At 74.7% G+C, this 22,000-nt stretch carries 21 protein-coding genes; 10 read left to right on the forward strand and 11 right to left on the reverse strand.

The window, feature by feature from the left end; genetic code table 11:
- Positions 1-69: 69 nt before the first annotated feature.
- On the reverse strand, positions 70-948 hold the full coding sequence (locus tag ABT093_RS06300) for an alkaline phosphatase family protein (protein ID WP_350560936.1): 879 nt from the start codon (positions 946-948) through the stop codon (positions 70-72).
- Positions 949-1,141: 193 nt separating this feature from the next.
- On the opposite strand from ABT093_RS06300, the gene ABT093_RS06305 reads away from it, so the two are divergent.
- Entirely contained in the window at positions 1,142-1,576 is a 435-nt protein-coding gene (locus ABT093_RS06305; protein WP_350560938.1) for a MarR family winged helix-turn-helix transcriptional regulator, read from the forward strand.
- Positions 1,573-2,058: a hypothetical protein gene (locus tag ABT093_RS06310; RefSeq protein ID WP_350560940.1), complete on the forward strand. Its 486-nt coding sequence runs from the start codon at positions 1,573-1,575 to the stop codon at positions 2,056-2,058. Before ABT093_RS06305 ends, ABT093_RS06310 begins: the two co-directional genes overlap by 4 nt.
- 43 nt (positions 2,059-2,101) lie before the next feature.
- Here ABT093_RS06310 and ABT093_RS06315 read toward each other — a convergent pair whose 3' ends face one another.
- Both ABT093_RS06315 and ABT093_RS06320 read right to left on the reverse strand, forming a co-directional pair.
- The gene (locus ABT093_RS06315) at positions 2,102-2,494 is read right to left on the reverse strand and encodes an ADP-ribosylation/crystallin J1 (RefSeq protein WP_350560942.1); all 393 of its coding nucleotides are present in this window, start codon (positions 2,492-2,494) and stop codon (positions 2,102-2,104) included.
- A gap of 94 nt (positions 2,495-2,588) precedes the next feature.
- Positions 2,589-3,779, reverse strand: a complete 1,191-nt coding sequence (locus ABT093_RS06320; protein WP_350560944.1) for an acyl-CoA dehydrogenase family protein — start codon at positions 3,777-3,779, stop codon at positions 2,589-2,591.
- Positions 3,780-3,928: 149 nt separating this feature from the next.
- Here ABT093_RS06320 and ABT093_RS06325 point away from each other — a divergent pair, with 149 nt between their 5' ends.
- Together ABT093_RS06325 and ABT093_RS06330 are read left to right on the forward strand one after the other, a co-directional pair.
- Entirely contained in the window at positions 3,929-4,564 is a 636-nt protein-coding gene (locus ABT093_RS06325; RefSeq protein ID WP_350560946.1) for a GNAT family N-acetyltransferase, read from the forward strand.
- A 72-nt stretch (positions 4,565-4,636) separates the two neighbouring features.
- Positions 4,637-4,933, forward strand: coding sequence for a hypothetical protein (locus ABT093_RS06330; protein ID WP_350560948.1), 297 nt, complete (start codon positions 4,637-4,639; stop codon positions 4,931-4,933).
- A 102-nt stretch (positions 4,934-5,035) separates the two neighbouring features.
- On the opposite strand, the gene ABT093_RS06335 is transcribed toward ABT093_RS06330, so the two are convergent.
- Together ABT093_RS06335 and ABT093_RS06340 are read right to left on the reverse strand one after the other, a co-directional pair.
- Positions 5,036-5,344: an AzlD domain-containing protein gene (locus ABT093_RS06335; protein WP_350560950.1), complete on the reverse strand. Its 309-nt coding sequence runs from the start codon at positions 5,342-5,344 to the stop codon at positions 5,036-5,038.
- A complete protein-coding gene (locus tag ABT093_RS06340) occupies positions 5,341-6,096 on the reverse strand; it encodes an AzlC family ABC transporter permease (RefSeq protein ID WP_350560952.1) in 756 nt (251 codons plus the stop codon). Before ABT093_RS06340 ends, ABT093_RS06335 begins: the two co-directional genes overlap by 4 nt.
- 69 nt (positions 6,097-6,165) lie before the next feature.
- On the opposite strand from ABT093_RS06340, the gene ABT093_RS06345 reads away from it, so the two are divergent.
- Entirely contained in the window at positions 6,166-6,744 is a 579-nt protein-coding gene (locus ABT093_RS06345; RefSeq protein WP_350560954.1) for a helix-turn-helix domain-containing protein, read from the forward strand.
- 31 nt (positions 6,745-6,775) lie between these two features.
- On the opposite strand, the gene ABT093_RS06350 is transcribed toward ABT093_RS06345, so the two are convergent.
- A complete protein-coding gene (locus ABT093_RS06350) occupies positions 6,776-8,623 on the reverse strand; it encodes a cholesterol oxidase substrate-binding domain-containing protein (protein ID WP_350560956.1) in 1,848 nt (615 codons plus the stop codon).
- 176 nt (positions 8,624-8,799) lie between these two features.
- Between ABT093_RS06350 and ABT093_RS06355 the strand changes: the two genes are divergently transcribed.
- The gene (locus tag ABT093_RS06355) at positions 8,800-9,525 is read left to right on the forward strand and encodes a carbon-nitrogen hydrolase family protein (RefSeq protein ID WP_350560958.1); all 726 of its coding nucleotides are present in this window, start codon (positions 8,800-8,802) and stop codon (positions 9,523-9,525) included.
- Between the two features lie 151 nt (positions 9,526-9,676).
- Positions 9,677-11,068, forward strand: coding sequence for a class II fumarate hydratase (locus ABT093_RS06360; RefSeq protein ID WP_350561158.1), 1,392 nt, complete (start codon positions 9,677-9,679; stop codon positions 11,066-11,068).
- A 78-nt stretch (positions 11,069-11,146) separates the two neighbouring features.
- Here the strand turns inward: ABT093_RS06360 and ABT093_RS06365 are convergent, their stop codons facing one another.
- Positions 11,147-11,617 (reverse strand): SPW repeat protein, encoded by a 471-nt coding sequence (locus ABT093_RS06365; protein ID WP_350560960.1) that lies wholly within the window; start codon positions 11,615-11,617, stop codon positions 11,147-11,149.
- 189 nt (positions 11,618-11,806) lie between these two features.
- On the opposite strand from ABT093_RS06365, the gene ABT093_RS06370 reads away from it, so the two are divergent.
- Positions 11,807-12,364, forward strand: a complete 558-nt coding sequence (locus ABT093_RS06370; RefSeq protein ID WP_350560962.1) for a PadR family transcriptional regulator — start codon at positions 11,807-11,809, stop codon at positions 12,362-12,364.
- Between the two features lie 63 nt (positions 12,365-12,427).
- Positions 12,428-14,128, forward strand: coding sequence for an acyl-CoA dehydrogenase family protein (locus tag ABT093_RS06375; protein WP_350560964.1), 1,701 nt, complete (start codon positions 12,428-12,430; stop codon positions 14,126-14,128).
- A 71-nt stretch (positions 14,129-14,199) separates the two neighbouring features.
- On the opposite strand, the gene ABT093_RS06380 is transcribed toward ABT093_RS06375, so the two are convergent.
- The 3 genes from ABT093_RS06380 to ABT093_RS06390 all read right to left on the reverse strand — a co-directional run bounded on the left by ABT093_RS06380 (position 14,200) and on the right by ABT093_RS06390 (position 18,924).
- Complete coding sequence (locus ABT093_RS06380) at positions 14,200-15,561, reverse strand: M28 family metallopeptidase (protein ID WP_350560966.1); 1,362 nt, start codon at positions 15,559-15,561, stop codon at positions 14,200-14,202.
- A gap of 306 nt (positions 15,562-15,867) precedes the next feature.
- Positions 15,868-18,168, reverse strand: a complete 2,301-nt coding sequence (locus ABT093_RS06385) for a sensor histidine kinase (RefSeq protein WP_350560968.1) — start codon at positions 18,166-18,168, stop codon at positions 15,868-15,870.
- Positions 18,169-18,282: 114 nt separating this feature from the next.
- On the reverse strand, positions 18,283-18,924 hold the full coding sequence (locus tag ABT093_RS06390) for a response regulator (protein ID WP_350561160.1): 642 nt from the start codon (positions 18,922-18,924) through the stop codon (positions 18,283-18,285).
- Between the two features lie 347 nt (positions 18,925-19,271).
- On the opposite strand from ABT093_RS06390, the gene ABT093_RS06395 reads away from it, so the two are divergent.
- On the forward strand, positions 19,272-21,527 hold the full coding sequence (locus tag ABT093_RS06395) for a sensor histidine kinase (RefSeq protein WP_350560970.1): 2,256 nt from the start codon (positions 19,272-19,274) through the stop codon (positions 21,525-21,527).
- 251 nt (positions 21,528-21,778) lie between these two features.
- Here the strand turns inward: ABT093_RS06395 and ABT093_RS06400 are convergent, their stop codons facing one another.
- Positions 21,779-21,958 carry a hypothetical protein gene (locus ABT093_RS06400; RefSeq protein WP_350560972.1) on the reverse strand — a complete coding sequence of 60 codons (180 nt, stop codon included), beginning with the start codon at positions 21,956-21,958 and terminating at the stop codon, positions 21,779-21,781.
- Between the last annotated feature and the right edge of the window lie 42 nt (positions 21,959-22,000).

The following is a 22,000-nucleotide window of genomic DNA, read 5'->3' on the forward strand; positions in this document are numbered from 1 at the left end:
CCCGCCCGGGTGCCGCCGGGTGCGGGGGCCACCCGGTTGCCGGATACTGCCGGGCGCGGTGCCCGGGTGTCAGAGCGCCGCGGGTACCGGGGCGGCGATCGGGAAGGGCCGGCCGTCGAGGGTCCAGTGCGGGTCGATCGGGCGGCCGAGCGCCGCGTACACCTGGGCGGCGACGTCGGGGTGGCGGATCTCGCCGGCGGGCGGGGCGGCGGGGATGCCGGGGCCGGCGCAGGCGACCCAGGCGGTGCGCTCCTCGGGCGTGCGCCCGCCGTGGCCGCCGGTGTCGACGTGGCCGTGGTCGGTGACGACGATGACCGTCCAGGCCTCCTCGGCGTAGCCGGGCCGCTGCCGCAGCGCGCCGAGGAGGCGGCCGAGGCGCTCGTCGGCGGCCCGCATCGCGGCGCGGTACTCCTCGCCGCAGCCGAGGAAGTGGGCGGTCTCGTCGACGGCGCCGAGGTAGACGAAGGAGGCCTCGGGGTCGGCGTCGCGCAGCACGTCGACGGCCTCCCGGGTGACCTCCTCGTCGACGGCCTCCCACGCCTCGGGGGTGTCCTCGGCGGGGGCGACGTAGCAGAGCCGGCCGGGGGCCCGGAACAGCGGTCCGCCGGACTCGGCGATGACCAGCGGGTCCCAGCCGGCGGCGACGAAGGTGTGGCGGTGGTCGCCGCGGGCCAGCCGGGTGGTGAAGTCGGGGAAGACGTCGAGCCGGTTGCCGCCCAGGTGGTTGCCCCAGACGCCGTGCTTGGCGGGCTCGACGCCGGTGACGATGGTGGCCCAGCAGGGGCCGGACATGGTGGGCGTGGAGTCCGCCACCGTCACGGGCACCAGGAACCCGGCCCCGGCGACCTCCGCGAGCCTCGGCATCGGCACCTGCTCCAGCAGGTCGTACCGGACGCCGTCGATCCCGACGACGAGGACGCGGGGGCGCGGCAGCGGTGGTGTGGACATGGGGGGGCGGTTCCTTTCGCGGTGCGGGCGTCGCCGGTGTCCGCGACCGGGCGGGCGTCGGCGACCGCGCCATGCTTCACGCCCTGCCGGACCGCGAGGTGTCCTGGAGCGGAAGGGGGGATGGACGGAGCGTGTCCGACCGCTTCGGGGCGGGCTTTGCGTCCGGTCCTACGATTTCGTACGGTCCGATTACGTGACTTCATCCCTTGAGCAGCCCCCGGGCTCCGCGGTCCTCGCGCTGCAGCGTGCCACGCACGTCACCCCGCGGGTGCTCGCGGCGGAACCGGCCGGCCTCGGCCTGACGCCGTCCGAGACCAACGCGCTGGCGATCCTGGCCGACGGCCGGAGCCGGACCGTCTCCGAGCTCGGCACCGCCACCGGCACCCGCCCGACCACCCTCACCAGCGTGCTCGACCGCCTGGAGCGCCGCGGCCACATCACCCGCGGCGCCCGGCCGGGCGACCGGCGGGTCGTGGTGATCGAGCTGACCCCCTCGGGCCGCGAGGCCGCCGGGACCGTCCGGCGGACCGTGGGCGCACTGGAGGCACGGGCGCTCGCGGGGCTGTCCGCGGAGTCCCTGGCCGGTTTCCACCACGTCCTGCGAGCCCTCACAGAGGTACTCCGATGACCCACGACACCCGCGGAACGGCCGGCGACGCGGCCCTCTTCGACCGGTTGATGGCCCGGGTGCGGGCGGGCGGCGGCGGCTTCGGCCACCGTGAGCACGTCCACCTGACCTGGCTGGCGGTCCACCGGGTCGGCATGCCCGCGGCGCTCTCCCTCGTCGGCGACGGCATCCGGCGCACCGCGACCGCCACCGGGGCGCCCGGGAAGTACCACGCCACGCTCACCCGCGCCTGGGTCGAGCTGGTCGCCCACCACGCCGGCGGCCGGGAGCCGGCGGGCGGCACGGACGGCACGGACGGCACGGAGGGCACGGACGGCGCGGACCGGCTGGACTTCGCGGCCTTCGCCGACCGGCACGCCGAGCTGTTCGACAAGGATCTGCTCGACCGGCACTACCGCCCCGGGACCCTCGCCTCCCCGCGGGCGCGCGCCGAGTGGGTCGAACCCGACCTCGCACCGCTCCCCCGGCCTGCCGACCGGTAGCCGCCGAGCACCGACCGCCGTCCGCCAGGCCCTCTCCTTCGGATCACGCCGGGCGGAACTCGTGGACCACCTCGATGCGGCCGACCAGGTGGCGGTTGAACTCGGGCAGCTCCTCGGCGGGGACCCAGAGTTCGAGGATGGTGCGGCCGCCGGCCTGGCGGACGGGGTAGCGGGCGAGGAAGGCGGTGTCGACCTCGAAGCGGGTGACGTAGCCGACGCCGGAGGCCGGGACATTCCAGTCGCGGGCGATGCGGATCGCGTAGTCCTCGTTCAGCACCGGGTAGAAGATCGGCTGATCGGGCAGGCGCGGCGGCCAGGCGCGCCAGTCGGCGGCCTCGACCAGGGCCAGTTCCCGAGGGCCGGTCGGGCGCCAGAGGGTGGTGGTGCGTCCGGGGACGGCGGGGCTGGGGGTGGGCTGGGTCGTCGGGCCGTTCATGGGCAGGACGCTAGCCAGGAACGGCCCGTGCGGGAAACGGTTTTCCCGCACGGGCCGGCACGGTGGGACACGGGCCGACGGCCGCCCGCCGGGGTCAGCGGTAGGCGGACTCGCCGGTGATGGCCTCGCCGAGGACGAGGGTGTGGATCTCGCTGGTCCCCTCGTAGGTGAGCACCGACTCCAGGTTGTTGGCGTGCCGCAGGACCGGGTAGGCGGTGGTGATGCCGTTGGCGCCGAGCACGGTACGGGCGCTGCGGGCGATCTCCAGGGCGGCGCGGACGTTGTTGAGCTTGCCGAAGCTGATGTGCGCGGGGCGGGCGGCGCCCTCGTCCTTGAGGCGGCCGATCCGCAGCGCGACCAGGTAGGCCTTCTCGACCTCCAGCATCATCTCGACCAGCTTCTCCTGGGTCAGCTGGAAGCCGGCGATCGGGCGGTCGAACTGGACGCGGCTCTTGGCGTAGTCGAGGGCGGCGGTGTAGCAGTCGCGGGCGGCGCCGACGGTGCCCCAGAGGATGCCGTAGCGGGCCTCGTTGAGGGAGGAGAGCGGTCCGCGCAGGCCGCTGACGCCGGGCAGGACGGCGTCAGCGGGCAGCACGACGTCGTCGAACGCGAGCGCGCTGGTCACCGAGGCGCGCAGGGAGAGCTTGCCGGGCACGTCGGTGGCGGTGAAGCCGGGCGTGCCGGGTTCGACCAGGAAGCCGCGCACACCGTCCTCGGTCTGCGCCCAGACGACCGCGACGTCCGAGATGCCGCCGTTGGTGATCCACATCTTGGAGCCGGAGAGCACCCAGTCCGCACCCTCGCCGGCGCCCTTGCGGCGGGCGCGGGTGCGCATGTTGGCGGGGTCGGAGCCGAAGTCCGGCTCGGTGAGGGCGAAGCAGCCGATCCGCTCGCCGGCGGCGAGGCCGGGCAGCCAGCGCTGCTTCTGCTCCTCCGAGCCGTAGGCGTGGATGGAGCGCATGGCCAGCGAGCCCTGGACGGAGACGAAGCTGCGCAGACCGGAGTCGGCGGCCTCCAGCTCCATGCAGGCGAGGCCGTAGGCGACGGCGCTCGAACCGGCGCAGCCGTAGCCGTCGAGGTGCATGCCGAGCACGCCGAGGGCGCCGAGTTCGGGGGCGAGTTCACGGGCGGGGAAGACGCCGCGCTCGAACCAGTCGCCGATGTGCGGGCGGATCCGGTCGTCGGCGAACCTGCGCACGGTGTCACGGACCAGGCGCTCCTCGTCGGTGAGCAGGTCACCGACGGCGAGCAGGTCGGCGGGGTCGATCCTGGGCGGCTTCGCCACGGGGGCTCCTTGTACGCTCGGCGGGGCGCGGACGGCGGGCCCGGGCGTCGGGGTGGGGACGTCGGGGTTCGGAGCCGTCGCGGCGCTGGGTACCGGCGAGTATGGCGCACGGGGCCGCTCCTGGGACGGCCGCGGACGAGGGAGTGAGCATGTACACAATCCGGCTGGTGACGGCGGATGAGCTGAGCGGGTCGGCGAACGGGCCGGACGGGCCGGACAGCCTGGACGGCCTGCTGGGCGGGCTGCTCGCGGACACGGTCGGCGCCGGGGCGTCGGTCGGCTTCCTCTCCCCGCTGGACCGGGCCGCGGCGGCCGGCTGGTGGCGGGCGCTGGCTCCGGACGTGGCGGCCGGGCGGCTGCTGCTCTGGGTCGCCGAGGCCGACGGGACGGACGCGACGCCGAGCGGGAGCGGAAGCGCGAGCGGGAACGGGAACGGCCGGATCGCCGGGACGGTGCAGTTGCGTCCGGCGGCGACGGCCAACGGCCTGCACCGGGGGGAGGTCGCCAAGCTGATGGTGCACCGGGCGCACCGCGGTCGGGGACTGGCCGGCCGGCTGCTCGCGGCCCTGGAGTCGGCGGCCGCCGGACGCGGGCTGCGCACGCTGGTGCTGGACACCGAGACGGACAGCCCCGCCGAGCGGATGTACGCGGCGGCGGGCTGGACCCGGGTCGGCACGGTGCCCGACTTCGCGACCGATCCGGCGGGGGTGCCGCGCGCGACGACCATCTTCTACAAGGTGCCGACCGAGACCGGTGCGGGCACCGGGGACGCGTCGCTACGATGACGCCTCCGCGCAGGGGCCGGGCACGGGACGAGACGTGAGGGGTGGTGGGCCATGGGCCGGTGGGCCGTGGTCGTGCAGGAGACCGAAGGCATCGGGGACAACCGGCTCTGGGGTGCCAAAGTGCTCGCCGAGGTCGAGGGCGACCGGGAGGACGCGCTCGCCGAGCTGCGGCGGATCGTCCCGACGTACACCCCGCAGCACCCGTTCAACGGCCGGCGGCGCCGGCTGCTGCGGGACGGTGACAGCTATCTGCTGATCACCGAGGGGAGCATGCGGGACTACCACTGCGTCTTCAAGGTGTGGGAGCTGCTGTGGGACAGCAAGCGGCCCGAGGTGCAGCAGGACCGGCTCGCCGAGCGGGACGGCTGACGGCCGGGGACCGGGGGCCGTCGTCGGCCGGTGTCCGGCGGACGGCCAGGCCGGTCAGGTCAGGTCAGGTCAGGACGGGACGGGACGGGACGGGCAGGACGGTCAGGCAACGCCGCAGAGGCGGAGCACCGCCGTGGTCGCGGCGGCCGCGACCACCACCAGCGGGAACGGCGCGCGGCGCAGCGCGAGGACGCCCGCGACCAGCACCCCGGCCGGCCGGGCCCACCCGGCGAAGCCGTGGCCCTGGGTGAGCGCGCCGGTGGCCACCAGGGCGACCAGCAGCACCGCGGCGGAGACGGCGAGCAGGTGGCGCAGGCGCTCGGAGACGGTGATCCGGCCGCCGAGCAGCGGTCCGGCGAGCCGGAAGGCGTAGGTGCCGGCGGCCAGCAGCAGGACGGCGGTCAGGGTCATCGGCGGACCTCCCCGGCGAGGCGGTCGGACCGGCCGGAGCCGGGCACGGGCTCGGACGCCGCTCCGGGCGGGGGCGCCGCCGGGCCGGTCGGGCGGGCGGCGAACAGCAGTCCGGCCAGGGCGAGCAGCACCGGCACGCCCGCCGGCACGTACGGCGTGGCGGCCACCGCGACGACGGCGCCGGCCAGGGCGGCGGTGCGGGTGCGGCGGTCGCGGAGCGCGGGCAGGACGAGGGCGAGCAGCACCGCGGGGAACGCGGCGTCCAGGCCCAGGGCGTCGGTGTCGCCGATCAGCCCGCCGGCCGCCGCGCCGATCACGACGGCGACGTTCCAGATGGCGAACAGGGCGAGGCCGCTGACCCAGTACGCCGCCCGGCGCCGTCGCGGGTCGGACTCCAGCAGGGTGAACGCGGTGGACTCGTCGGTCAGCAGCTGGGCGCCGAGCAGCCGGCGCCACCGGGGGCCGTCCAGCGCGTCGGCGACGGTGAAGCCGAAGGGCAGCAGGCGGGCGTTGAGGACGAGGGCGGTGACGACGGCGGCGAGCGCGCCGCCGCCGGAGAGCACGACGCCGACGGCGGCGAACTGGGCGCCCCCGGCGAAGACCAGCACGGACATGGCCACGGGCACCCAGAGCGGGAGGCCGCCGGAGACGGAGATCGCCCCGAACGAGACGCCGACCAGCGCGTCCGCGAGGCAGACCAGGGCGATGTCACGGAGGGTGGCACGTTCAAGAGTTCGGATGAGCGAACGCATGTCCAGTAGAGTGAACGCAAAAGGGGTCGTTCGTCAAACCGAACGCCTGGACGCATGGAGCGAACACTGATGAGTGGAACCCACGTCGGCAGCCCCTCCGGGGGCGAGTTGATCGAGCTGATCGCGGCTTCGATCCGGCGCGAGCGCGAGCGCGCCGGGCTGTCGATGGCCGAGCTGTCCCGCCGGGCGGGGATAGCCAAATCGACGCTCTCGCAACTGGAGTCGGGCGCCGGGAATCCCAGCGTCGAGACGCTCTGGGCGCTCGGTGTCGCCCTGGACGTGCCGTTCAGCCGGCTGGTCGACCCGCCGCGCCCGACGGTCCGGGTGGTGCGGGCCGGCGAGGGGCCGGTCACCCACTCCGAGCGGGCCGACTACGCCGCGACCCTGCTCGCCTCCTGCCCGCCGGGCGCCCGGCGCGACATCTACCGGATCGACGCCGAGCCGGGCGAGGCCCGGGCCTCCGATCCGCACAATCCGGGCACCGTCGAGCACGTGCTGCTGAGCGCCGGGCGGGCCCTGGCCGGGCCGACGCGGGCGCCCGTCGAACTGGGCCCGGGCGACTACGTCAGCTACCCGGGCGACGTCCCGCACGTGTTCCGGGCCCTGGCGCCGGACACCGTCGCGGTGATCGTAATGGAGCACGTCTGACGGGCCGTCACATCAACGGCTTCCGCTGCGGTCAGAGCTTCAGGAGCCGGTCGAGGAAGGGGTTGCCGAAGACGCGGTGCGGGTCGTGGCGGTCCAGGACGGTGACCGCCTCGTCCCAGCCGGCTCCGCCGCCGGCGCGGTGACTGGCCGGGACGACGCGGTCCAGCATGTCCGGGTCGGCCCAGGCGGCGTCCTCGGTGTAGGCCCAGCCCTTGGACCACTCGACGCGCAGGCCCGCCCGGGTGCCGTCGAACGAGCGCAGCAGGGCCTGTTCGAGGTCGCGGGCGAAGCGGTGCAGCCCGGGGGTGCCGGGGAAGGCCAGCACGTCGAGCCAGACGGCGGTGTCCCACTCGGGGCGGTCCGGGCGCGGGCGCAGCGCGGAGAGCAGCGGCGGCCGGGCGCCGGGCACCCCGGACCAGGCCGGGTCGTCGAGGCCGGTGACCCGGATCTCCACCGCGCCGTTCACCGGGAACTCGCCGCGGGCCCGGTAGGCGTCGAGCAACTCCCGGTACCGGTCGGCGAATTCGGCCACCACCCACTGCAGGTCGGCGCGCCGGGCGAGGATCGCGTAGCCGTTCGCGGTGACCCGCAGGGTGGTGGGGCGCACGTACTGGAGCAGGGTGCGCGAGGGGCCCCAGAGGTCGGAGCGCAGTCCGCCGGCGAGCAGGTGGGTGATCACCTCGCCGGTGAGCAGTTCGCGCAGCAGGTCACCGGAGAGCAGGACGTCGGTGAGATCGCCGGTGAGGCCGATCTTGGCGATCAGGTACTGGAGTTGGCCGAAGAGCGGGGCCGAGGCCCAGGTGCCGGAGACGAGGTCGCCGGCCAGCCGGGCGACCGGCTCGGGGACGGAGTCGGAGAAGGGGTAGTTGTAGGGCTCGTCGACGGCGCGGGCGGCGAAGGGGCGGTTCGGGGTGACGCTCCAGGTCTTCAGCCAGGGCCGTTCGGTGTAGGCGAACCAGATCGCCTCGACGCGGCCGTCGCGTTCCACGAAGTCGGCGAAGGTGCGCGGGCGGGAGGGCGAGGAGGGCGGCAACGCTCCGGGGCGGGCGAAGAGTTCGGCGGCGGGGAGGTCCAGCCGGCTGACGCAGCGCAGTGGCCGGTCGGCGCCGGCCCGGAGCACCACCTCGGTGACGAACGCCCGGCCGAGGTGGACCAGGAAGGCGGCGCTGTCGGCCTCGGAGCGGTCGAAGGTCCGCAGGGTGTAGCGGTCGGTGGCCGGGTCGAGGACGACGGCGGTCAGCCGGGTGACCTGGTTGCTGACGGAGCCGTAGCCGTGGCCGTCGGGGCGCTGCTCGCCGGCGGCGGGGACGGCGCTGCCGTGGCCGCCGATCGCGAGCACGCCGCCGACGGTGAGTTCGCCGGGGGCGGGGACGGCGGTGAGGCCGAGGCCGCGCTCGGCGAGGTGGGCGAGCAGGGCCTCCATGCTCGCGCCGCTCTGGGCGCGGACGGTGGTGGGCGAGTCGGCGGTGATCGCGGTGAGGTGGCGGGTGGTGTCGAGCAGCAGTACCCGGGCCGCCGCGGGGGTGCCGTCGGCGACGGTGAGCGGCGCCCAGGTGTGGCGGTGGCCCTGGGCGCGCAGGCGCCAGCCGTGGGCGCGGGCCCAGTCGGCGAGCGCGGGGACCTCCCCGGGGGTGCGCGGGGCGCAGGTCCAGAGCTGGTCGGTGCGGACCTCGCCGGACCAGTTCTGGTAGACCCGCCGGAACAGTTCGGTGCCGGCCGGGAGGCCCGGCGGGACGGGGGCGTCGGCCCGGGCGGTGTCCGGGCCGACGGTGCCGCGCAGCAGCCAGGCGCCGGCGCCGAGCGCGGCGGAGGCGCCGAGCAGGCGGCGCCGGCTGAGGCCGTGGCCCGGCTCGTCGTGGTGGTGTGCCGCTGCCGTCATGTCCGCCCCTTGTGTCGCGTGGTCTCCCCGATCCCGGGTGAGCGTACGAAGCGGTCGGCCGGGTGCTGCCGTCGCGCTGGTGATCTTCACTCGAAGGAATGAACATTGCCGGATTTTGCGGTGAGCTCATAGGTTGATCGTGATCGCCGTCCCTGGTCACCTCCGGAGGCCCCACCGTGCCCGCTCCCGCTCCCCTGGCCGTTGCCGTCGCCCAGCCCGCCTGCGCACCTTCCGGGCGGCCCGACACCGTCGCGGTCAACGTCGAGCGGCACGCCGCCGCGGTCCGCGAGGCGGGGGCGGCCCGTCTGGTGGTGTTCCCGGAACTGTCGCTGACCGGGTACGACCTGGCCGCGCCCGCCGTCGGCCCCTCGGACGAGCGCCTCGCGCCGCTCGTCGCGGCCTGCGCCGGGACCGGCGCCACGGCCCTGGTCGGCGCGCCGGTGGCCGGGGCGGACGGCCGCGAGTACATCGGCACGCTCGCCGTCACGGGCGAGGGCGCCTTCGTGGCCTGCCGCAAGACGAACCTCTACGGGCGGGAGGCCGAGCGCTTCGCCGCCGGGGAACCCGCCGTCCTGGAGCTGGACGGCCGGCGCCTCGGCCTGGCGGTCTGCGCGGACGCCGCGAACCCCGGGCACGTGAAGCAGCTGGTCGCGCTCGGCGCCGACGCCTACGTCGCCTCGACGCTGTACGGGGCGGGCCCCGAGGCGCTGGCCACCAAGGAGGCCCGCTACCCGGCGCGGGCGGCGGACAACGGCGTGTGGGTGGTGCTGTCCACCGCCGCCGGGCCCAGCGGCGAGTTCGCCGCCACCTCGGGCGGCTCGGGTGTCTGGGCGCCGGACGGCACCGAGGTCGTTCGGGCCGGCACGGCGCCGGGCGAGGTGGTGACCGCCGTCCTCCGGTGACCGGCCCGGCGGCCCGGGACCGATTCTCCGGGCGGGAAATACCCGGGGCCCGCGCGTGGCTGTGGTGTCCGGAAGCCGAACCCGGACGGGGCGCGGACCCTGGAAGCGAGGGCCCCCGCCCGCCGGGACCGTTCAGGAGGTGCAGCGCACGATGGGTGACGAGGAGTACCGGATCGAGCACGACTCGATGGGCGAGGTCCGGGTGCCCGCCGGGGCGAAGTGGCAGGCGCAGACGCAGCGGGCGGTGGAGAACTTCCCGGTGTCCGGACAGCGCCTGGAGCGGGCGCACATCGCCGCGCTGGCCCGGATCAAGGCCGCCGCCGCGCGGGTCAACGCCCGGCTCGGCGTGCTGGACGCGGAGACCGCCGACGCGATCGTCTCCGCCGCCGAGGAGGTCGCGGCGGGCCGCTGGGACGACGAGTTCCCGGTGGACGTCTTCCAGACCGGCTCGGGCACCTCGTCCAACATGAACACCAACGAGGTGATCGCCACCCTGGCCGGCGAGCGCCTCGGCCGGCCGGTCCACCCCAACGACCACGTCAACGCCAGCCAGTCGTCCAACGACGTCTTCCCGTCCTCGATCCACATCGCCGCCACGGCCGCCGTCACGCACGATCTGGTCCCGGCGCTGGAGCACCTGGCGGAGGCGCTGGAGCGCAAGGCGGCGGAGTTCGCGGGTGTCGTCAAGGCGGGCCGCACGCACCTGATGGACGCCACGCCGGTCACCCTGGGCCAGGAGTTCGGCGGCTACGCGGCGCAGGTCCGGCACGGGCGCGAGCGGCTGCTCGCCACCCTCCCCCGGGTCGCCGAACTGCCGCTCGGCGGCACCGCGGTGGGCACCGGCATCAACACCCCGCCCGGGTTCGCGGCGGCGGTGATCGAGGAGGTCGCGCGGGCCACCGACCTGCCGCTGACCGAGGCCCGCGACCACTTCGAGGCCCAGGGCGCGCGGGACGGCCTGGTCGAGCTGAGCGGCCAGCTGCGCACCGTCGCCGTCGGGTTCACCAAGATCGCGAACGACCTGCGGTGGATGGGCTCGGGCCCGCGCACCGGCCTCGGCGAGCTGAACCTGCCGGACCTCCAGCCCGGCTCCTCGATCATGCCGGGCAAGGTGAACCCGGTGCTGCCCGAGGTGGTGCTGATGGTCGCCGCCCAGGTGATCGGCAACGACGCCACCGTCACGGTGGCCGGGGCGAGCGGCAACTTCGAGCTCAACGTGATGCTGCCGGTGATCGCCCGCAACGTCCTGGAGTCGGTGCGGCTGCTGGCCAACAGCGCCCGGCTGCTGGCCGACCGCGCGGTGGACGGCATCACGGCCAACGCCGAGCGGGCCCGCGAGTACGCGGAGTCCTCGCCGTCGGTGGTGACGCCGCTGAACCGGTACATCGGGTACGAGGAGGCGGCCAAGGTCGCCAAGCAGGCGCTGGCCGAGCGCAGGACCATCCGTCAGGTGGTGCTGGACCGCGGGTACGTCGAGCAGGGGCGGCTCACCCTGGAGCAGCTGGACGAGGCGCTGGACGTGCTGCGGATGACCCGCCCGTAGGACGGGGGCGGACACGCGCCCGGGGCGCGGAGGCGCTCTCGCCGCTCCGCGCCCCGGGTGCGGGGCTGACGGTGACCGTCAGCTCCTGGCCCGGCCGGCCCGGCCGCGCCGCATCGACGCCCCGTTCGACGTCATGGTGGCCATCGAGATGGCGGCGATCCCCAGCAGGCACATCACGCCGCCCGCGATCAGGCAGGTGACGATGTTCTTGCCCCGGTCCACCTCACCCGAGACGACCCACGGGGAGAGGATCGTCCACGCACCGAGCAGGGTGGCGGCCCAGGCCCGGGCGTGGGTGCGCTCGTACGCCGAGCCGTAGCCGGCCATCAGCACGCTGTAGGCGATGCCGACGATCAGGCAGGTCACGGTGAGCGTGCTGAACGCGGTGAAGCCGACGATCCACGGCGAGGCCGCCAGGAACAGACCGGCCAGGACGGCCAGGGCCTCGACGGCCTGGGCCCGCGGGGTCAGGGTGACCCGCTCGTAGTGCTCCCGGAGTTCGACGATGTCCGGATGGTGTTCCATGCCCATCGGCGCTTGGGTAGACACCGATACCACCTCCTAGGTCGGAACATGGAGGGCTCTAGCCCAGTACCATTCTGGCGCCCTTCGACCGTTTTGCACCTTTTGACCAGGGCGACTACCCTTCCGCACCACCCCGTCCCAGCGGGTGACCTCTGTCTCACCGCCACTCGCCGCCCTTGCCTGTGCAACTCGTTGCATAGCAGGATGCCGGTCATGGCACTGGAGCACGCGATCCTCGTCTCGCTGCTGGAACGGCCCGGCTCCGGCTACGAACTGGCCCGGCGCTTCGACCGGTCCATCGGCCGCTTCTGGACCGCCACCCACCAGCAGATCTACCGGGTGCTGCGGCGGATGGAGGCGGACGGCTGGGTCCGCGCCGAGGAGGTCGCCCAGGACGGCCGGCCGGACAAGAAGGTCTACTCGGCGGCCCCGCCCGGGCGCGAGGCGCTCGCCGCCTGGCTGCGCGAGCCCGTCGAACCGGAGACCGTCCGGCACGAGCTGGCCGTCCGGATCCGGGCGGCGGCCTTCGACGACCCGGCCGCGCTGATCCCCGAGGTCGAACGCCACCGCGAGGGCCACGCCGCCCTGCTCGACCGCTACCTGCACGGCGAGCGGCGCGACTTCCCGGCGGACTCGCCCCCGGAGGCGATCGACGCCCAGCGGCGGCTCCAGCACGTGGTGCTGCGCGGCGGCATCGAGTACGAGCGGATGACCCTCGCCTGGCTCGACGACGTGCTCGCCACCCTGCGCGAGCTGGCCGAAGACCGCTGAACCCGCGCTCCGCCCACCACCCCACCCCTCCCCGCCCTCACCCTCGACCCCCGGGAGCCCGCGATGCTCTTCAACCCGAGCACCTACGACCCCGCGCAGTTCGACGAGCCGACCCGCCGGCTGCTGCGCGCGACCGTGGACTGGTTCGAAGCGCGCGGCAAGAAGGCGCTGATCGACGCCTACATCGACCGCGCCTGGTATGCCGACTTCCTCGAATTCGCCGCGAAGGAGGGCCTGTTCGCCGAGTTCCTGACGCCCTCCTCGGCCGACCCGGCCAAGCGCTGGGACACCGCCCGGATCGCCGAGCTGAACGAGATCCTCGGCTTCTACGGCCTCGGCTACTGGTACACCTGGCAGGTCACCATCCTGGGCCTCGGCCCGGTGTGGCAGAGCGAGAACGAGGCCGTCCGGGCCCGTGCGGCCCGCCTCCTGACGGAGGGTCACGTCATGGCGTTCGGTCTCTCCGAGCGCGGCCACGGCGCCGACATCTACTCGACCGACATGATCCTCACCCCGGACGGCGAGGGCGGCTTCACCGCCACCGGCTCCAAGTACTACATCGGCAACGGCAACGTCGCCGGCCTGGTCTCGGTGTTCGGCCGCCGCTCGGACGTCGAGGGGCCGGAGGGCTACGTCTTCTTCGCCGCCGACAGCCGCCACGAGGCGTACCACCTGGTCAAGAACGTGGTCAACGCCCAGATGTACGTCAGCGAGTTCCGGCTGGAGGAGTACCCGGTCCGCGCCGAGGACGTCCTGCACACCGGCAAGCCCGCCTTCGACGCCGCGCTGAACACCGTCAACGTCGGCAAGTTCAACCTGTGCACGGCGTCCGTCGGCATCTGCGAGCACGCGATGTACGAGGCCGTGACGCACGCCCAGAACCGGGTGCTGTACGGCAAGCGGGTCACCGACTTCCCGCACGTGCGCCGGGAGTTGACCGACGCCTACGCGCGGCTGGCGGCGATGAAGCTGTTCTCCGCCCGCGCGGTGGACTACTTCCGCACCGCCTCCCCCGAGGACCGTCGCTACCTGCTCTTCAACCCGATGACCAAGATGAAGGTCACCACCGAGGGCGAGAAGGTCATCGACCTGATGTGGGACGTCATCGCGGCCAAGGGCTTCGAGGCGGACACCTACTTCGACAAGGCCGCCAAGGACATCCGCGGCCTGCCGAAGCTGGAGGGCACCGTCCACGTCAACCTGGCGCTGATCCTCAAGTTCATGGCCAACTACCTTTTCGCCCCGGCCGAGTACGCCCCGGTGCCGACCCGGCAGGACGCCGCCGACGACGCGTTCCTGTTCCGGCAGGGACCGGCCCGCGGCCTCGGCGCGATCCGCTTCCACGACTGGCGGGCCGCCTACGACGCGCACGGGCACCTGCCGAACGTCGCCCGGTTCCGCGAACAGGCCGACGGCTTCTGCGAGTTGCTGCTCAACCACGCGCCGGGCGCGGAGCAGCAGGCGGACCTGGACTTCCTGCTGGAGATCGGCCAGCTGTTCGCGCTGATCGTCTACGGGCAGCTGGTGCTGGAGCAGGCGGCGCTCACCGGGCTGGACGCGGACCTGCTGGACCAGGTCTTCGACGCGCTGGTGCGGGACTTCTCCGCGCACGCCACCGAGCTGCACGGCAAGGCGTCCGCCACCGAGGCCCAGGCGGCGTGGGCGCTGGCGCACGTGCGCCGCCCGGTCGCGGACGCGGCGCGGGCGGCCAAGGTGTGGGGCATGGTCGAGGCGCTCTCGGGCGCGTACGAGATGGCTCCGTAGCCGGCGCCCGAGGCGGAGTTCCCGGGGGTGCCGGCCGGCGGACCGGCACCCCCGGGGGCCTTTTCGCGGGCTCAGAAGGTCAGCTTCCAGCTGTCGATGTAGCCGGTGTCCTGCGGGCCGACGTCCTGGACCTTGAGCTTCCAGGTGCCGTTGGCCGGCACGGCGGAGGCGTTCACGGTGTACGTGGTCTGCACGTTCGCCCCGGAGTCGCCACTGGACGCCTTGAGGCGGAAGGCGGTGCCGTTCGGCGCGACCAGGTCGATGACGAGGTCACCGCGGTAGGTGTGCTTGATGTCCACGCCGACCTGGAGCGCGGCCGGGGCGTTGCCGGTGCGGCCGGTGACGGCGAGGTCGGAGGTCACGGCCGACCCGTAGTCGGGGATCTGGACGTCGGCGGTGTTCTCGAAGACGGTGCCGGTGGGCGGGGTGGTGCTGCCGGCGGCCAGGGTCCAGATCGCGTACGCGATGGCGTCGCTCATCCGGTCCAGCGCGGTGTCGTTGATGTTGGCGGTGGTGTCGCAGGAGGAGTGGTAGCAGCGGTCGAACGGCTGGCCCGCCGTACCGCCCCACTTGGCCGCCTGGGCGCTGGTCTTGGTGTAGTCGGCGCCGCTGAACAGGCCGCCGACCCGGATGCCGGCGTTCTGGAACGGGGCGTGGTCGGAGCGGCCGTCGCCCTCGAAGTCCTGCTCGGTGCTGATGCCGAGGCCGGCGAAGTAGTCGCGGAACAGGGCGTCGAGGGCGCTGTCGTAGCGGTAGGTGAAGTAGCCGGGGTTGGGCGAGCCGATCATGTCGAAGTTGAGGTAGGTCTCGATCTTCGAACGCTCGGTGGCGCCGAGGCCGTTGACGTAGTTCTTGGAGCCGACCATGCCGTACTCCTCGGCGCCCCACCAGCCGAACCGCAGGTGCTTGGTGGGCTTGAGGCCGACCCGGGAGACGGCGAGAGCGGTCTCCAGGACGCCGGCCGAGCCGGAACCGTTGTCGTTGATGCCCGGGCCGCCGGTGACGGAGTCGAGGTGGGCTCCGGCCATGACGACGTGCGAGGTGTCGCCGCCGGGCCAGTCGGCGATGAGGTTGTAGCCGGTCGAGCCGTTGTAGCTGAAGGTGAGCAGGGTCGTGGTGTAGCCGGCCGCGTCCAGCTTGCTCTTCACGTAGTCGATCGAGGCCTTGTAGCCGGTGCGGCCGTGGGCCCGGTTGCCGCCGTTGGCGGTGGCTATCGACTGGAGCTGGGCCAGGTGCGCCTTGACGTTGGCGACCGGGATGTCGGGGGCTGCGGCGACCGCCGGTGCGGCGGGCGCGGCGAGGGCCCGCGGCGCGGGGGCCGGCGGGGCCGCCGAGGCGGCGGGGGTGAGGAAGGCGGCCGCGAGGGCGACGGCGGCAGCGGCGGACAGGGCGGATCGGCGCAGGCGGGATCGCCGCGGGGCGCGCTCGGTCAATGGGGGCTCCGGTATCCGGTGGGGCAGAACGGAAGCGCGCCACTTCGCGGGCGGCGGAGGGGTACTGAGGGGGTGTGGGGCCGCCGGCCGCGCCGAAAAGTTGACGCGACCATGATGATTGGGCGAACCGGGGAGTCCGTCAAGGGGCGGCGGGGATGCCGGCGGCTCACGGCGGCGGCTCACGGCGGCGGCTGACAGCTGACAGAATCTGAAATCTGTTATCTGTTATCTGTCAGCTGAAATCTGTCAGTCGTCAGCTGTCAGCCGTCCGCCGCCTCGGCCCCGACGGCCGTCAGTCGTCAGTTGTCAGTCGTCGACCAATGGCTGTTCGGGCGTGCGGGGCAGCACGACCCGGACGACGGCGCCGCCGTCGTGGTTGCCCGTCGTGAACCGGCCGCCCAGTTCCTCGGCGCGCTCCGCCATCGAGCGCAGCCCGACGCCCGCTCCGGCGCGCCGCGCGGCCACGCTCCCCTCCCCGCCGTCCACCGCGTCCGCCGCGCCGGTGTCGTTGGCCGGGCCCCCAGGGAAGCCGCAGCCGTCGTCCCAGATCTCCAGCACCACCGCCTCCGGCCGCACCCGCAGGGTCAGCCGGGCCCGGCCGGCCCCCGAGTGGCGCAGCACGTTGTGCAGGGCCTCGCCGCTGATCCGCAGCGCCGCCACCTCGACGGCGGCCGGCAGCGCGGGCGGCGGGTCGGGGTCCAGCACCAGCGAGATCCGCACCTGCGGCCCGTCCAGGTCCGCGACCAGCCGCCGCAGCGCCACCGCGAGCCCCTCCCCCGCCAGCGCGGCGGGGGCCAACCCCTCGGTGATCCTGCGCAGTTCGTCGATCGCCTGGCCGATCCCGGCCGACACCGCGACCAGCGAGCGGGCCGCCGGGGAGTCCGCGGGCACGGCCGCCCGCGCGGTGTCGACGCCGAGCCGCAGGCCGGAGAGGCTGGGCCCGAGGCCGTCGTGCAGGTCGTGCCGCAGCCGCCGGCGCTCCTCCTCGCGGGCGAGCACGATCCGCCGCCGCCCGCGCTGCAGTTCCTCGTACATCCGCAGCGAGGCGATCGCGGGCGCGGCCTGGTCGGCGAGGAAGCGCAGCACCTCGTGGTCCTGGGCGTCGAGGTCGGGCTGCCCGGCGCGCGGCGGCGCGTACAGGTCGCCGATCACCGTGCCCTCGTAGCTGAGCGGGAACACCTGGCCGGCGGGCCCGATGGTGCCGACGGAGGCGGCCTCGTGCGGTCCGGTGCGGGTGTGCAGGACGACCCGGGCGCCGGGCAGGCCGAGCGCGTTCACCACGGTGTCGCAGAGCAGGGGCGGCGCGTCGGCGGGGCTGACGGCGCGGCTCAGCCGCTCGGCGAGCGCCCGCACCACCTGGTAGGGGCGGGCCCGGTCTCCGTAGTAGAAGCGGTCGACGGCCCGCACCACCCACCGGGTGGTGGGTCCGAGCAGTCCGCCGATGGCCAGCGCCCCGGCGGCGAGCAGTTGCGCGGGGGCGCTGCTGGCCTGCGGCAGGGCGCGGCGCAGCAGCAGCGCGATGCCGAGGTAGCCGGCGATCAGCAGGGCGGTGAGGGCGAGGACACTGAGCATCCGGCGGGTCGCCCGGTCGAGGTAGCGGGAGCGGTCGCGGGTGAACGCGTAGCCGACCGCGCCGAGCATCCACAGCGCGGAGCCGGCGAAGTAGGTGACCGCCGCGACGCTCTCCGAACTGCCGAGCCGCAGCGCGATGTTGGTGGTGACCAGCCAGACGAGGTAGGGCACCAGGACGGCGGTGACGCTGCGGTGCGGGCGGGCGGAGCGCCGCCAGCGGACGGCGGCGACGACCAGGCTGGTGGCGACCAGGCCCCAGGCGACCAGGGTGGCGTGCCACTCGTCCAGCGGCAGGCCCTGCCCGGGCGGCACCAGGACGTCGCCGTGGTAGGGCAGCGGGCTGCGCAGGCGGACGGCGCACGCGTGGACGACACTCCAGAGCGCGACGGCCGCGACGAACACGCGGCCCGGCCCGCCGGGCAGCCGGCCCTCGGGCAGCCAGAGCGGGAGGGCGATGGAGAGGAAGATGAACAGGGCGACGGAGACGAGCAGCAGGGCGGCGCCGACGGCCTGCACCACCGCTCCGGCGTCGGTGACCGCGGCGGCGAGGAGGGTGAAGCGGGACAGGCAGCCGCCGAGGCCGGCGAGGAGCAGGCAGCGGCCGAGGCTGCGGCCGGCCGGCGGTCCGGCGGCGGGGCCCGGGGTGGTCCCCTCCGGGGCGGGTGCGGCGCGGTGGGCGAGGATGAGCAGCCCGGAGAGCGCGAAGGCGAAGCCGAGCAGGACCGTCTCGCCGTCGTGCAGGTAGAACGGCGAGGCCCAGGGGGCGTTCGGGTGGGTGACCGCGAGCAGGACCCAGCCGAGCCCGCTGAGCAGGGTCGCGCCGCAGGTCCAGGCCGCCGGGCCGAGGACGGTGCGCCGGGGCGCGGCCGGGGGCCGTGGCGCCGGCGCCGAGGGGAGCGGTGGGCGCGCGGGGCTGCGCGGGCGGGTGGACCGGGTCGGCCCGGCGGGGCTGGTGGGCCGGGTGGTCGACCGGTGGGCCGGCGGGGCGGGGTGCCGGGCCGGAGGGGTGGCCGGGGTGGCGGCCGGTTCGCTCATGAAAGCCTCCTCCCCCGCATCCTGCGCGTCCCGCCGTCCCGTCGGCGCGGGACGGCGGTCCGGTCCCGGCCCCGGGGCGCGGCCGGGCGGCGGCGGGGGCCTGCCGGGTGCGGGTCAGCCGTCGCCGAGTCCCATGTCCCGGGCGCGGGCGACGGCCTCGGCCCGGGTCGCGACGTGCAGCTTCTCGAAGATGTGGGTGACGTGGTTACGGACGGTCTTCTCCGCGACCACCAGTTCCCGGGCGATCCGGCGGTTGTCCAGTCCGCGCGCCACCAGGTCGAGCACCTCCGCCTCGCGGGCGGTGAGCGCCGGGAAGAGCTGGCCGGCCTCCCGCACCCGGGCGCCGGCGAGCAGGGTGGTGATCCGCTCGGCGACGTCCGCGCCGAACACCGCCCCGCCGGCCGCGACCGTGCGCACCGCGTGCAGCACCTCCTCGCGCCCGGCGCCCTTCACCAGGTAGCCGCGGGCCCCGGCCTGGAGAGCGGCGAGCAGGCTGCCGTCGTCGTCGGCCATGGTGAGCATCAGCACGGGCGGGGCCGGCTGGTCGGCGGAGAGCCGGCGGGTGGCCTCCAGCCCGGAGCCGTCCGGCAGCGAGAGGTCCATCACGACGACGTCCGGACGGTGGCGGGCGACCGCCTCCGGCACGTCGCCGACGCGCTCGGCCTCGGCGACGACGACGATGCCCTCGGCGCTTTCGAGGGCGACCTTCAGACCCTCGCGGAACAGCGGATGGTCGTCGACGATCAGGACCCGCACGGGCGCGGCCGGCGGTTCCTCCTCCGACCGGTCCTCTGGTCGCTGCGGGACTTCGGCGGGCTGTTCTTCATCCACATGGCCGACACTACCAGCGATGCGCTTGTGACTTTCCGTGACAGCCCTGGTGGCGGCCTGCGTGGCGCGCGCGGCGGGCCGGGCGGCGCGGGACCGGGGCGGGGACGGGCCGGGCCGGGCGGCGCGGGACCGGGGCGGGGGCGGGGCGGGGCTGGGGCGGACAAGACCGCTGCCCCATGCGCCCGGGACGGCGGGAGGCCGAGACTGGAGACAGCGCGTCCGGCGCGGCGACCGGTCGTCGGTGGACCCCCCACCCGTCCCTAGGCGGTGCCATGACCACGGTGATCCCCTCCCGCTCCCGGCCGCGCACGCCCGCCGGGGGCCTACCGCGCCGTACGGCCGCGCAGCGCCACCTGACCGGCGCCGCCGCGGTCACCGTGTTCTGCCTGGTGGTCGCCACCCTCTGGGTCTGCTACGTCCTGGTGCACCTGGGCTCCCCGGGCATCGAGGCGCCCCGGGACCAGTTGGCCATCCTGCTGTACGCGCTGCCGACGGCGGGGGCGGGCATGCTGCTGCACGCCCACCGGCCGGGAAATCCGCTCGGTTGGGTGATGCTCGTCTACGCGCTGACGTCCATGCTGCCGAGCGCGGTCGCCGCACCCGTCTGGGTGGAGGTCTCCGACCCCGGGATCGTGGGAGCGGCGGCCGTGGTGCGCGGGGTGTGCGACACGATCAGCCAGACCCTGTTCTACGTGCTGCCGCTCTGGCTGCCGGCCGCCCGGCTCACCACCAGCCGGTGGTGGTGGTACATCGGCGCCGTCACCCTGTGGGTGCTTCCGTACCAGATGTCCTTCCTGGACAACACGACCGTCTTCGGGCACCCCAACCCGCTCGCCGACAGCGGGCCCGCGAACTTCTTCGGCTCGGTCACCGGGCACCTGGACAGCCTCTACGACCCGGTCAACTACCTGCTGATCGGCATCGCGGCCGCCGTGCTGCTGGTACGGCTGCTGCGCCGGGCCGCTCCCCGGCGGCGCGCGCACCTCGCCGGCATGCTGGGCGCCTATCTGCTCTGGGCGGGCATGCAGGACTACTACACGCGCCGCTTCCAGTACGAGTACTGGCTGAGCTACTCGCTGTTCACGGCGGCCGGCGCGGTCTGGGCGGTGGCGGTGGCGTTCCTGGTGGTGCGGGACGGCGGGTGGCGGCTGGACCGCGCCGCCCGGTCGGTACTGATCGGGCTGGTGCTGGCCACCGGGCTCACCGTGGTGTTCGTGGTGTGCGCGGCGGTGCTGTCCGGGTGGCTGGTGCCCGGCCGGGGCGCCGCCGCGCTGGTGCTGATCGCGCTGGTCTTCGTGCTGGGCGCGTGCCTGCCGCGGGCCGCCCGGCGGGCCGTGGGCGCGGTGGACCGGCTCTACTACGGCGACCGCGCCCAGCCCTACCACGTGCTGCGGACGCTGGCCGGGCAGGTCCGGCAGGTGGTCGATCCGGAGCGGCTGCCGTCCGCGCTGTGCACCACCGTCGCGGAGGAGCTGCGGCTGCCGGGCGTGGCGCTGGCGGTCACCACCCGGGCCGGGCGGCGGTCGCTGGCCGCGGTGGGGCGCCTGGACGGGCCGGTGCGGGGCTTCGAGCTGGTCCACAACGGCGCCGTGATCGGGGAGTTGACGGTCGGGCTGCGGGCGGGCGAGGAGCGGTTGGACCCCAGCGACGTCGACATCCTGCGCTCGCTCGCCGACCAGGCCTCGCCGGCCGTCGCCTCCCTGCGGCTGCAGGAGGACCTGCAGGCCAGCCGGGAGCAGATCGTCGCGGCGCGCGAGGAGGAACGGCGGTGGCTGCGGCGTGACATCCACGACGGACTCGGCCCGGCGCTGGCCGGGCTGCGGCTGCGGGTCGACAACGCGGCCTCGGCGGCCGGGGCGGAGGCGGGCGGGGCCGAGGCAGGCGGGGCGGAGACCGGCGACGCCGTCGACAGCGCCGCCGACGGCGCGGCAGGGAGCGGGGCGGGGAGTGAGGCGATCGCGCGGACGCTGCAGGACATCTCGGTCGACCTGGCGATGACGATCAAGGAGGTGCGGCGGATCACCGACCGCCTCGGGCCCGCGCCGCTCGGCGAGTTCGGCCTGACCCGCGCCATCCAGCACCTGGCGGCCTCGTTCAGCAGCGACGGGCTCGCCGTCAGTGCCGCGCTGCAACCGGACCCGCTGCCGGAGCTGCCCGCCGCCGTCGAAGTGGCCGCGTACCGGATCACCGCCGAGGCGCTGAACAACGTGCTGCGGCACGCCCGCGCCCGGAACGCCCAGGTGGCGCTGCGGGCGGACGAGGCGTACCTGACGCTGACCGTCCAGGACGACGGGGTCGGCCTCGGCCTCCCCCAGGCCGGCACCGTCCTCACCCCGGACCCGAAGGCGGATGAGGCGGGTACCGCCCACGCGGATCCGGCGGCCGGGGTAGGCCTGCGGTCGATGGCGGACCGGGCGGCCGAGATCGGCGGGCACTGCACCATCGACCGGCTCTCGCGGGAGAGCGGCACGCGGGTGCTGGCGGTCCTCCCCCGGCACCCCTCGCAGGGGCGCGGCACGGGGCGCTGACGGCCGTGGGCTGACAGCTGACAACTGACAGATTTCAGATGACAGATGACAGATAACAGATAACAGATTCTGTCAACTGTCATCTGTCAGCCGTACGCGGAGCGGCCCCGCGCCCCGCGCCCGGCGCCGCGACCCCGCACACGGCCCGGCACGTAGCCCGCCCCCGGTGCCGGTGGCTCCGGGGGCGGGACGGGTGGGGGGAGATGGGCGGAGTATCGGGCGAGGACGAAAAGCAGGGCGATCGCGGACGATCAGTGCTTGCAGTCCTTCTCACCCGGCTTGCAGCGCTCGGCGTCCGCCGGGCTGCCGGCCGCAGGTGCGGTCTTGGCCGCCGCACCGGCGACGGCGCTCTTGACGACCGCGGCGGCTGCGGCGATGCCGACGACTGCGGACGCGAAGCCGAGCGCCTTCGATGCCGTGTTCGTTGCCATGAGGGGGGCTCCAGATTCTTCAGCTCCGAGCGGTCGAGCCGA

It is taken from the genome of Kitasatospora sp. NPDC002551 (assembly GCF_040296005.1).
Taxonomy (GTDB): Bacteria; Actinomycetota; Actinomycetes; order Streptomycetales; family Streptomycetaceae; genus Kitasatospora.